This window comes from Microcoleus sp. S13C4, assembly GCF_036700865.1.
Taxonomy (GTDB): domain Bacteria; phylum Cyanobacteriota; class Cyanobacteriia; order Cyanobacteriales; family Microcoleaceae; genus Microcoleus.
Map to the genome: position 1 here is coordinate 40352 of NZ_JAUBPS010000046.1, position 12403 is coordinate 52754.

Here is a 12403-nt window from a genome sequence, read left to right on the forward strand (position 1 = left end):
TTGGGGTAGGGACACGGCATTGCCGTGTCCTAAATTGCCGTGTCCTCAATTCCTCTAAACTCTCCCCCACAAAGCCAAGCCGCCGCCCCTTCCCCTAGCCGCAACTATCCCATCTTCTACCAGAAAATATGCAAAAAATGCCTGTTTCCCCACACTCAAACTAAAAAAATCCGCCTCCCGCGCTTCTCCACCGCGAATAAATCCTTGATACACACTTTTACCCAACAATTTCACCGTAATTCTGGTAAAATCAAAAGCTAAAATATTTTTATTAACCAAAAACTTAGTCGGCCCGGAAAGAGTTAGTACGATCGCCCCAACTTGCACCGAATTTTCCACCCTGCCGGTTTCGCTATTCTCTTCCCCTTCAGCAACAGGTTCTGCCGAATAACCAATTTGAATTTTCGCCACCCACTCAGGGATGTAACGTCCCGCACCCAACACAATCCCCGCTTTTTGTCGAGTCTTTTTGGTGCCGGTGATAAAGCAGAGTTGCCAGTTGCCGGTTAATTGCTCGAAAGAATAGCGAATTTTATTTTTTTTCGCGGTTTTCTCAGCTTCTAGGAGGGCAGCGACTACAGCGTCGGGAGATGGTTTATAATTAGATTGGGCAGCTTGTTCTAGAAGAGATATATTTTCCATTTAATAATATACAGATTTGTATTTTAAGGGTGGTAGCTGAGTCTATATCCCCCTAAATCCCCCTTAAGAAGGGGGACTTTGAATGCTTCTAAGCCAGCCCTTTTTAACAAGGACTTTGACTGCTTCTTGTCCCTCCCTTATTAAGGGGGGCTAGGGAGGATCGAGCCTACAGTCAACTGCTTGCTTCTTCCCACTTGTGTTTTGGAGGGCTAGGGACGATCGCATCTGTTAAATGCGTAAGTCCTAAAGCTGCAAGACATTGATAATATTAGCTGAAGTAGCGGAGAAAAACATGGTTGCGATCGCCCCCACAGACACAGAAATCATCGTGATCGGCAGCGGCACAGGCGGCTTGACTTGCGCTGCAATGCTCGCCCGCTATGGCTTTGAGGTTGTGGTTTGCGAAAGCCATTCGATCGCGGGCGGCGCCGCACACGGTTTTGAACGCGACGGATTTAGCTTCGACTCCGGGCCCTCCCTGTACTCAGGATTATCCTACAGCCCGTCTGCAAATCCGCTGCGGCAAGTTTTGGATGCCATCGGCGAAAAACTCCCCTGCATCACCTACGATACCTGGGGTTGCTGTTTGCCAGAAGGCGATTTCGACACATCCGTTGGTGCGAGTCAATTTGGCGAAGTGCTCGCACGACTGCGCGGCGCCGAAGCAGTCGCCGAATGGCAGCAACTCCAGCGCATCATGGAACCCTACGCCAAAGCTGCCATAGCCTTGCCCTCCCTGGCTTTGCGCTTCGATTTGGGCGCTGTTTTTACCCTCGGCCAATTTGCGCCAGCTTTCCTGCAAAGTGCTGGCGACGCGATCGCACTTTCCGGCCCTTTCAGCAAAATTATGGACAAAAATGTCAAAGATCCCTTTGTCCGAAATTGGCTGGATTTGTTGTGTTTCTTGCTGTCTGGACTTCCCGCAGACGGAACGATCGCAGCCGAAGTCGCTTTCATGTTTGCCGACTGGTATCGCCCCAATGCAGTTTTGGACTATCCGATCGGCGGTAGTGCAGCTTTGGTAAATGCCCTGGTACGCGGTTTAGAGCGCCACGGAGGGCGGTTGCTGCTAAATTCCCACGTTGCAGAAGTTTTGGTGGAAAACAACCGGGCTGCGGGCGTGCGGTTGCGATCGGGCAAAATTATTCGATCTCACAAAGCCGTCGTCTCCAACGCTTCCGTTTGGGATACGCTGAAACTGTTGCCTGAAACCTCATTCCCGCAAAGGTTTCGGCAACAGCGGCAGGCGACGCCCGAGTGCGACAGCTTCATGCACCTGCATCTGGGAATTGATGCTGCCGGAGTGCGATCGGACTTGGCTTGTCACTACATCTTCGTCAAAGACTGGGAAATGGGCGTTTCTGCCCCTCAGAACGTCGTTCTCGTCTCGATTCCCTCCCTCCTCGACCCCGACCTCGCGCCTTCGGGAAAGCACGTCATTCACGCATATACCCCCGGAAACGAGCCTTACGATTTGTGGCAAAAGCTCGATCGCACCAGCGAAGAGTACAAGCAGCAAAAACAAGTCCGCGCCGAGGTAATGTGGGAAGCCTTAGAGAGAATTATTCCCAATATTCGATCGCGCGCAGAAGTCACCTTAGTTGGGACACCCCTCACCCACGAACGGTTTTTGCGCCGCCATCGCGGTTCCTACGGGCCCGGAATTCGGGCTGGTAGCGGCTTGTTTCCCGGGCCGACAACACCTTTAGCGGGGCTGTTTAGCTGCGGAGATTCGACGTTTCCGGGAATTGGTTTGCCCGCTGTTGCTGCTAGCGGGGCGATCGCAGCCAATACGATCGCACCTTTGTACAAACATTTGCAATTGATTCGGGAAGTTATTAATTAATTGTTATTAGATATCTCCCATAATTCTTGTGGAAGAGGCCCTGTGCCTGTTCAAAACCTGCTTTTTAGGAGATGTCTATTAGTTATTTGTTATTTATTAACGGAATTATTGAAGAGCTTTCCTAGGGAAGGACCCGAAGCAAGAGTAAACAATAATTTTATATAATTAGTAAAATGTGACCGATATCTGTCAGCATAGAAATAGATAGTTCGATCGCCCTGAGAATACCGTGCAACCTGTAGACTTTACAACTTTAACCGCCACTTGCAGCGAACTGCGAGCCCAATGGCTGCCAGCGCGCTTAGAACAAGTCTACCAGCGCGATCGCTTCACCGTGTCCCTAGCCCTCCGCACCATGAAAGGGCGCGGCTGGATTGACCTTTCCTGGCATCCAGTGGCCGCCCGCATCTGCGTCGGCGACCCCCCGCCCCGCATTCCCGACACCTTCACCTTCAGCGAACAACTGCGGCATCAACTCAGCGGTTTAGCCTTAGTTTCCATCGCCCCCGTTGCATCCTGGGAAAGAGTCATCGACTTGCAGTTCGCCAAACGCCCCGGAGAACCCGCCCTCTGGCACCTCTACGCCGAAATCATGGGCAAGTACAGCAACGTCATCCTCACCGCCCAAGACAACCTCGTTGTCACCTGCGCCCACCAAGTCAGCGCCAAACAGTCCACCGTCCGCCCCATCCAAACCGGGCAACCCTACGAAATGCCCCCGTCTTTGACCGATGCAGTGCCGAGTCTGAGCGAATCTCAAAACCGGTGGAAATCGCGAATTAGCCTGGTTCCCGGTCAATTAAAGGGTAATCTGTTGAAGAATTACCGAGGGATGAGTAAAGCCTTAGTTTTGTCATTGATTCGATCGGCTTCTTTAGACCCCGAACAATCCACCGACAGCCTCAATCCCGACGAATGGCAGCAACTATTCCAGCGCTGGCTATACTGGCTGCAATGCCTAGAAAACTCCAAATTTCACCCGAGTTTTACTCCCGAAGGCTACACCGTCATCGATTGGCCCGGACCAGAAAATCACAATGTAGGGGCGGTGTCCCCGTGCCCAACCTCTGATTCTTCCATCTCTTCGGTTCAAGAATTACTTAACAGCTACTACACAGGCGAAATCAATCAAGAAGTATTCGCCCAACTGCGGCATCAGCTTACCCAAAAACTCAACAACGTCCTGGCAAAACTGCGCCTCAAAGCCAACACATTTAAAGAACGCTTGCAGCAATCCGCAGACGCCGACACCCACAAATCCCAAGCTGACTTGCTGATGGCAAATTTGCAGCATTGGGAACCAGGAATGAAATCAATTTCTCTCCCCGACTTTGAAACCGAGAAACCAGTTATCATTTCCCTAAACCCGGAAAAAAACGCCGTTCAAAACGCTCAAGCCCTCTACAAAAAACACCAAAAACTTAAAAGAGCCCGCATTGCAGTAGAACCTTTGTTAGCCGCCGTACAGGAAGAAATCGACTATTTAGAACAAGTTGAAGTCGCACTTTCGGTATTGGAAACCTACCGCAACACCCAAGATTTGCAAACCCTCGCCGAAATCCGCGAAGAACTGATCCAGCAAAAATATCTAGACGTACCAGATTACCGCAGTACCGACAAAAATGCTGCGATCGAATTTCACCGCTACCAAACCCCCAGCGGCTTTGAATTATTAATCGGGCGCAACAACCGCCAAAACGACCAACTCACTTTTCGCACCGCCAACGACTACGACTTGTGGTTCCACACCCTAGAGATTCCCGGAAGCCACGCTTTGCTGCGTCTCAAACCCGGTACTGTGGCTGAAGAAACTGATTTGCAATTTGCCGCCGACATGACTGCTTATTACAGTCGCGCCCGCCACAGCGAACAAGTCCCGGTGGTTTATACAGAACCGAAATATGTATACAAACCGAAAGGTGCGAAACCGGGTATGGTTGTATACAAGCAGGAGCGGATTGTCTGGGGTAGACCGCAGCAAGCTCCGGCTTGATTTATATAAAGTGAGCAAAAAGGTCGATCGGTAATCGAAACCTGGTTTTTACGCAAAATAACCTGTTTAAAACCCATAAACCTAGGCAGAAACCGGGTTTTGGAAGCCGACTGTGATTATACAAAGTGACGGGGAGTGCGATCGCCCCCTCAAAATTAATATCCGCCCGGAATGTAAAGTATTATTACAAAAAATTAAATTTTGTTGTTATAATACCGCTTAAGAGAGATGATATTTCTTTTAGAACCCTTTGCAAAGAAACGTGCAACTTGGGTTTCCTCACTGTGAGAAAAACACTGTGAGAACACAACGGATTTAACAATTTTTGCAGACCAGCTTTTGCTAAAGCTGGTCGTTTCTGTTGAAACATTAAACCCAAGCTCGGACAATTTTAAATTGGCGATTTTAGATTTTAGATTAAAACCGCTAATCTAAAATCTAAAATCTAAAATCGGTGTGGCCTACTCCTAGAAAGTAAACGTTGTTCTGACCACCCCAATCACCAAATCAGAATTACTCTTATTGTGGTCAGGAGCAGTCAGCCAAATCAAACCAGGGGTGATAGAAATATTGTCGCTCAACTTAAACTGATAGAAACCTTCAACGTGCAGCGAAGTATCCTTATCTTCCGGCAAAGTCCGATTAGTAGAACTCGTCACCCGCGGCTCCATACCTACCACAATCCCCGCCACATTTCCTTCTTTCAACAAATCCGGAAAAGCCAAAGTAACTGCCCAGTTCCAGATTTTTTGATCCCCTCGCTGCACAGAACCCGTAGGAGTAGCCAAGTTGGATAAAATACGCTGGTTGGTGTAACCCGCCCAACCGCCAATTGCAAATCCTGGTCGCACTCTCCACGAAGCTTGCGCGCCGTAGGAATTGCTAGAAACTGGCAGATTGCTATCGCTGTCGAGCCCGAATGAACCGAGACGCGCCGGGAAATTAGAAGCATTGCTGCCGGTATTGGTAATTAAGTTGTAGGAATTAACGTAAGTTAAACCTAAAGCCATTGTGTCGCTCGGTTTGAAAGTCAACTGAGCCAAACCGCCGTAAGAACCGTTGAACAAACCGTTACCCCGCGTCGGGTTCGCAGCGTTGCCGGCCAAATATCCCAAACTCAGCTCCAGTTTTTCCCCAAACTGATGCCGCAGAGCGATGCCAGAACCACCAAGCAAATAGTAAATTGGGTTGCGAGTACCGAAGTTAGAAAGAGCGCCGTAGCTGCCGTCTCCGTCAAAGTAAGGGTTGACAGTGTTGGTAAAATCGTCAGCAGCGCCGGCGTTGGCTTCTAGAATTACAGTAGTGCTTTTGCCGATAGGGAATTGGTAAAGCAGCGCATCTAAAGCTACTATATTGTTAGCCTCGCCAAAAGGCCCGACATTAAACCGCAATTCCCCTTCAGCAGTTTTCGTATTATTAGTAGAAAACGCACCCAGATTTAAAACTTGCAGTCGAGTTCTGAGCAAATCTTCTCCAGAAAAAGTCGTGTCGAAATTGATACGAACCCTGCTGCCAAAAGCCGTCGTTTTATCAGCTTCGCGGCCCTCGGCATCATCTCCCCTGGCGATACCCGCCAAACCAAATATCACTTCGCCGTTGAGTTTAGTCGTAGTCGAAAATTGATTTGCTTCTAATTCAGAGGCGCGCGCTTCCAAAGCATCGACGCGGCCGCGTAAAGTTGCCAATTCCGCCGCAAATTCTTCTTGCAACCTTTGCACAGAAGCCAAATCTTCTCGCGTCACCAGATTTCTCGAACCGCCTTGAATCAGCTCGCTAACTTTATCCAAACACGCATTTAAACCTGCTGCAAACTCGTAGCGAGTCATGGCGCGGTTGCCGCGAAAAGTGCCGTCAGGATAGCCTGCTATGCACCCGTAGCGCTCTACTAGGGATTGCAAAGCTTGGAAAGCCCAATCCGTGGGCCGAACGTCGGAAAGTTGCGAAACTGAGGTTACTTGGCCAACCGCATCTTCGCTGCCGCTACCTTCTGTGCTGTATTGGTTGATTTGTTCTAAAACATTTGACTGTGCTTGAGGTTGGGTAGCTCGAGTAGTGGATTGGGAAATCTGATCGGGTTGTGCGGCCGGTTTTTCTGCGTTTAAATTAGCCGGTGCAACGGCGGGTTGCGTTTCGCTTAAGTTTGCCGGCGCGACTGCGGGGATTTGCTCCGCGACAGGTTGTTCGGTACTTAAATTTGCGGGCGCGACTGCGGGTTGGGTTTCGCTTAAATCTGCTGCAACTGCGTTGGACGGTGCTTTTGCCTGTTCGGCAACTGGGGCAATCGGCTCGTTAGCGTTAGCGAAGCGATCCGAAGGAAAGCCCTCGTAGAGGTTCGCACTTTCTTTGTCAATAGTTTCAACAGTCAAGTTGCTAGCTACTGACACAGGTTCGGCCGTAACCGCTGCCGTCTCAGACTTTTCCAACTCGGTTGCAGCATCTGCTAATTGCAATTGATGAGCTTGAGCGGTCGCGGCAATTTCTACAGGGTGCTCTGCTGCTAGCGCTGTCGAAGATACGACTAAACTTGCTGCTAATACACCCGGACTAACTAAAAGTCCCTTCCACAAAATTTTGGACATTTTTTCCTCACACCACATTACCGTCGATCGCCCGTTCCGAAGATTTAGGCGATCGCAAATCACCTTCAGTATTGAGCCTAATAGTATTTATTGTCAACAATCTGGGAAATCACTGCCGGAGAGTGCTGTTTTGCTGTCGCTGATTTCACAAGAACCCGCTTTATTCCGAAAATCCTGGGTTTGAGGACTAAATGTGTAGGTAGAAACCCGGTTGATGGCGATCGGGTGCGTAAGTGCTCCCTCAGTAAGATTAATATTGACAGAACTAGCGCTAACAAATCGTTCGATCGGCTACATACAAGTGAAAAAACTAAAATATGCCCTAGTTCACGAATGGTTGACGCCCTTAGCTACTGGCGGTTCAGAACTCGTAGTGCAGGAAATTCTCAAACACGTAGACGAGGCAGATGTCTATGCCCTCATCGACTTTGAATCAGCCAATCCCGAAAGCTATCTTTTCGGGCGACAGATTGGCACAACATTTTTGCAGCACTTTCCCAAGGCCCGCAGCGGCGTGCAAAAATATTTGCCATTTCTGCCGATCGCGATCGAACAACTAGATCTGCGAGAATACGACATCATCCTCTCCTCATCCCATGCCGTCGCCAAAGGCATCCTCAGCAGTCCCCAGCAACTGCACGTTTGCTACTGCCACACACCTATGCGCTACGCTTGGGACTTAACTTTTGACTATTTGCGTAGCAGCAAAGCCGGACGGGGCATCCCGGGCCTGCTGACGCGATATTTGTTGCATCGACTGCGGCAGTGGGACGTAATTTCCGCCAATCGTGTTGATTATTTCATCGCTAACTCTCAACACACGGCGCGCCGAATTTGGCGGTGCTACCGGCGGCGGGCCCAGGTGATTTATCCGCCGGTAAATATCGAGCGATTTTCCTTGATGCGGCAAAAACAAGACTTTTACGTCACAGTTTGTCGGTTAGTAAGTTACAAAAACGTAAGTGCGATCGTCCAAGCATTCAATCAACTCGGGCATACTCTAATTGTCATCGGCACCGGGCCAGAATTAGAAATGATTCGGCAAATCGCCAAACCCAACGTGCAAGTGCTCGGCTGGCAGCCCGCCGAAGTAGTTGAAAAGTACATGGCAGAGGCGAAAGCCTTTGTATATGCAGCTTGCGAAGATTTTGGCATAGCTTTGGTAGAGGCTCAAGCTTGCGGGACACCAGTAATTTCCTATGCAGCAGGGGGCGCTTTGGAAACAGTGCTCGACATTCGCCAACACCCAGAGACAGGGACTGGTTTATTTTTTTCCTCCCAAACCGCAGCAGCATTAGTCGAAGCTGTCAAGGAATTTGAGCAGTTGCAAGGCAAATTTGAGCCAGAAATCAGCAGGTTGCGGGCTGAACAGTTTGCCCCCGAAGTCTTTGGGCAGCGCTATCTAGCTTTTGTTGAACACTGCTATCAGGAATTTCACTCCCGTGATTTTACCCAGTCTGGGGGTTGATAGTCCCAGAGCCCCATAGGGGGACAATCTTCCTTCTGCCTTTGTATAAGTGCCTTCAGAAGACCTCTGCATAAGTGCCTTGTGCCTTCTTGCTTCTGCCTTGAGAAGCCCTCTTCCTTCTGCCTTCTGCCTTTTGAAGCCTTCTGAAGGCAGAAAATTGAGTATTGGAAACATAATTCAGCGAACAAAGCGTCTTGAGGCTTTATGATCAGGACTGTGTGTGGTGTGAAGTGAAGGAGTAAGATGACTGCCGACAGCCAACTAATCTCCGGCAAGGTAATTCGAGCGATCGCAAGACGCGGTTTTGGGTCTGTCCTGCAAGGAGATAGACGCATAAGTCGTTCTCTACAGAGCCTCGACGGAGAACTTTTCAAGCGGTTATTTGACATCCTGTTTTCCTTATCGGTTCTGATCCTGTTTGCTCCGGTTTACCTGCTTTTGGCTTTCTTAATCGCCTTAAGCTCGCCCGGTCCTATTTTTTACGTACAGGAACGAGTAGGCAAAAACCGTAAAAGGTTTTATTGCCTTAAATTCAGAACCATGGTGGAAAATGCGGACGATATCTTGCTGGAAATCATGGAAAATTCTCCGCATTTGCGTCAAGAGTTTGAGGACAATTTCAAGCTGAAACAAGACCCTCGAATTACCTGGATTGGAAGATTTTTACGAATGACCAGTTTAGACGAGTTTCCCCAGTTTTGGAATGTTTTAAAAGGAGATATGAGTGTCGTCGGACCGAGACCTTTAGTTGAAGAAGAACTGCCGAGATATGGCCGTCACATCAACAAAATTCTCACCATAAGACCTGGAATTACGGGCTTGTGGCAAGTTTCTGGTCGCAACGACATTCCCTATCCCCGCCGAGTCCAAATCGACCTCTATTACGCAAATGACAAAAACCTTTGGATGGATATGTGGATTGTTTTCAAAACAATTGGAGTTGTGATTTTTCCCAAAAATAACGGCGCATATTAATTTTTGTCCGCAGTCAGCAATCGGTAGTTAGTTTTATTTGTTACTGACCACTGATGCTGACTACTGACAATCCGCGACAAACTCTTTGTCAAAACTAAACAGTTCCTGGATGCCGATCGAAGAATTGTGAGTTAACTTAGAGTTTGGGAATACGATCGGCAGGGAGCAACAGCCTCTGCCAAAAAATTTATTGTGAATTAACACATCCTGTCACAGGAAAATCAGATGACGCAATGCAAGCGAGCGCTAATAACAGGTATTACAGGTCAAGACGGCTCTTATTTGAGCGAATTACTGTTAGAGAAAGGATATGAAGTTCACGGCATTATCCGGCGGAGTTCTAGTTTCAATACCGATCGAATTGACCACATCTATGTAGATCCTCACAGCGAGGGTGCGCGCCTGTTTCTACACTACGGCGACTTGACGGACGGCACCACTCTCCGCCGCATATTGGAAGAAGTCCAGCCAGTAGAAGTTTATAACTTAGGCGCTCAATCTCACGTTCGAGTTAGCTTTGACTCGCCAGAATATACGGTTGACGCCGTAGGCATGGGAGTATTGCGGCTACTAGAAGCCGTTCGGGACTATCAGCGCCGTACTGGCATAGAAGTGCGGTTCTATCAAGCAGGTTCTTCGGAAATGTTCGGTTTGGTGCAGGAAGTTCCACAGAAGGAAACAACTCCTTTTTATCCCAGAAGTCCTTACGCCTGCGCCAAAGTTTACGGTCATTGGCAAACTGTAAATTATCGGGAATCTTACGGACTTTTTGCGTGCAACGGCATCTTGTTCAATCACGAATCTCCCCGCCGGGGCGAAACTTTTGTCACCCGCAAAATTACTCGCGCTGTTGCCAGAATTGTAGCGGGCAAGCAGAAAAAGATTTACTTGGGCAATCTCGATTCTAAGCGGGACTGGGGTTATGCTAAAGACTACGTGCGGGCGATGTGGCTGATGCTGCAACAAGACAAGCCTGACGATTATGTCATTGCTACCAACGAGACGCATTCCATTAAGGAATTTCTTGATTTGGCTTTTACTTACGTCAATTTAGATTGGCAAAAATATGTGGAGTTTGACGAACGCTACTTGCGGCCGGCAGAAGTCGAACTGTTGATAGGCGATTCGACTAAGGCGCGCCAGCAATTAAATTGGGAACCTTCTGTAACTTTTGAGCAGTTAGTACATCTCATGGTAGATGCTGACATGAAAGCTTTAGAGCAGCAAGGTCGAGGTTCCGGCAACGGATTTGATTAAGTCGCTAAACCAAGCCGTCAGCGCGAACAATTTGTAGGGGTAGGGCCCCGTGTCTACCCCTTTGGCGAAAGGCGCGCACCGGGGAATAGCCCCTACACACAGTTTACAACGGATGAGAGGATTGTTACAGCTATTAGCGTGATCGGCATTCCAAGAAGCAGCTTAATTACTCGCAAATTTTTTTGCTGTGCGGGCTAAAAAAAACATTAAAATGATACTTGAGAAGTCGCGGTCCCTATATCTAACTTTCGGGTGTGCACGGCGCAAATTGTCCCTATCTGCGGCAGCTAAAACAGATATGTGGGCAACCTCATCCTGTAGCTAAAACCTTTTTTTTGCTAAAGCAACAATTTTAGAATGGAAATTGTCGATCGACCTTTATTCAAAATCCCGAGGCTAAAATTATGACAAGCTTGGATTTAAGCAGCAAACGCATTCTCGTCACGGGCGGCGCCGGTTTCTTGGGCCGTCAGGTAATCGACCAGCTAGTGAAAGCAGGGGCCGATGCTGATAAAATTTCCGTGACTCGATCGCGCGACTGCGACCTCCGCGTCATGGAAAACTGCAAGCGCGCCGCCGACCAACAAGATATGATCGTTCACCTCGCCGCCCACGTCGGCGGCATCGGCTTAAACCAACTCAAACCGGCTGAATTATTTTACGATAATTTGATGATGGGCGTGCAACTAATCCACGCTGCCTACGAAGCAGGAGTCGAAAAATTTGTCTGCGTCGGCACGATTTGCGCTTATCCCAACTTCACCCCAGTTCCTTTCAAAGAAGATGACCTGTGGAACGGCTATCCAGAGGTAACTAACGCACCTTACGGAGTAGCGAAAAAAGCCTTATTAGTGCAACTGCAATCCTACCGCCAGCAGTACGGATTCAACGGTATCTACTTGCTACCAGTAAATCTGTACGGCCCGGAAGATAACTTTGACCCGAAAAGTTCCCACGTCATCCCCGCATTAATTCGCAAAGTCCACGAAGCGCAAGAAAGGGGAGACAAAACACTGCCAGTTTGGGGCGACGGCAGCCCCAGCCGCGAGTTTTTGTATTCCACAGATGCCGCGCGGGGAATTGTGATGGCGGCTCAATCTTACAGTGAATCTGACCCGGTTAATTTGGGAACAAATAGCGAAGTTAAAATTCGGGATTTAGTGGAAACGATTTGCGAATTGATGGGATTTGAGGGAGAAATTGTTTGGGAAACCGACAAACCGAACGGTCAGCCGCGCCGCTGTTTGGATACCCAAAGGGCTAAGGAAAAGTTTGGTTTTGTTGCGGAGGTGAAGTTTAAGGAAGGGTTGAAAAATACGATTGATTGGTATCGAAAACACGCAGTTTGAGTGTAAAAAACCCGGTTTATTGGAGAAACCGGGTTTTTTTATGAATAATACAAATGGGGGTTATCAACCTAATTTATAATAGTCGGCGGTTGAAACCTATCCTACACAAACGAGTCGGTCTTCTGGCGCTAAGAAATCATACAAATTCGGCGGGTAAAATTTCACTGATAGTCGGCGGTTTCAACCGCTACTACAGTTGCCTCTCGTCGCAGAGGGGAACTAATACCAATTTTCAAAAATCATGCAACAGTAGCTAGGGCTGACAAAATGTAATCCCATCCAGTTATAGATGCT

At 48.6% G+C, this 12403-nt stretch carries 8 protein-coding genes; 6 read left to right on the plus strand and 2 right to left on the minus strand.

The window, feature by feature from the left end; genetic code table 11:
- Nucleotides 1-54: 54 nt before the first annotated feature.
- Nucleotides 55-642, minus strand: a complete 588-nt coding sequence (locus tag QT996_RS19150; protein ID WP_333048354.1) for a hypothetical protein — start codon at nt 640-642, stop codon at nt 55-57.
- Between the two features lie 292 nt (nt 643-934).
- Between QT996_RS19150 and QT996_RS19155 the strand changes: the two genes are divergently transcribed.
- Nucleotides 935-2488, plus strand: coding sequence for an NAD(P)/FAD-dependent oxidoreductase (locus QT996_RS19155; RefSeq protein WP_333048355.1), 1554 nt, complete (start codon nt 935-937; stop codon nt 2486-2488).
- 229 nt (nt 2489-2717) lie between these two features.
- A complete protein-coding gene (locus QT996_RS19160) occupies nt 2718-4481 on the plus strand; it encodes an NFACT RNA binding domain-containing protein (protein ID WP_333048356.1) in 1764 nt (587 codons plus the stop codon).
- A 467-nt stretch (nt 4482-4948) separates the two neighbouring features.
- Here the strand turns inward: QT996_RS19160 and QT996_RS19165 are convergent, their stop codons facing one another.
- Nucleotides 4949-7060, minus strand: coding sequence for an iron uptake porin (locus tag QT996_RS19165; RefSeq protein WP_333048357.1), 2112 nt, complete (start codon nt 7058-7060; stop codon nt 4949-4951).
- Nucleotides 7061-7361: 301 nt separating this feature from the next.
- Here QT996_RS19165 and QT996_RS19170 point away from each other — a divergent pair, with 301 nt between their 5' ends.
- From QT996_RS19170 to QT996_RS19185, 4 genes are all read left to right on the plus strand, one after another.
- Nucleotides 7362-8528, plus strand: coding sequence for a glycosyltransferase (locus QT996_RS19170; protein WP_333048361.1), 1167 nt, complete (start codon nt 7362-7364; stop codon nt 8526-8528).
- Between the two features lie 243 nt (nt 8529-8771).
- Complete coding sequence (locus QT996_RS19175) at nt 8772-9503, plus strand: sugar transferase (protein WP_190663127.1); 732 nt, start codon at nt 8772-8774, stop codon at nt 9501-9503.
- A 225-nt stretch (nt 9504-9728) separates the two neighbouring features.
- On the plus strand, nt 9729-10760 hold the full coding sequence (gene gmd / locus QT996_RS19180) for a GDP-mannose 4,6-dehydratase (protein WP_333048358.1): 1032 nt from the start codon (nt 9729-9731) through the stop codon (nt 10758-10760).
- A 404-nt stretch (nt 10761-11164) separates the two neighbouring features.
- Nucleotides 11165-12109 carry a GDP-L-fucose synthase gene (locus QT996_RS19185; protein WP_333048359.1) on the plus strand — a complete coding sequence of 315 codons (945 nt, stop codon included), beginning with the start codon at nt 11165-11167 and terminating at the stop codon, nt 12107-12109.
- The last annotated feature ends 294 nt before the right edge of the window (nt 12110-12403 follow it).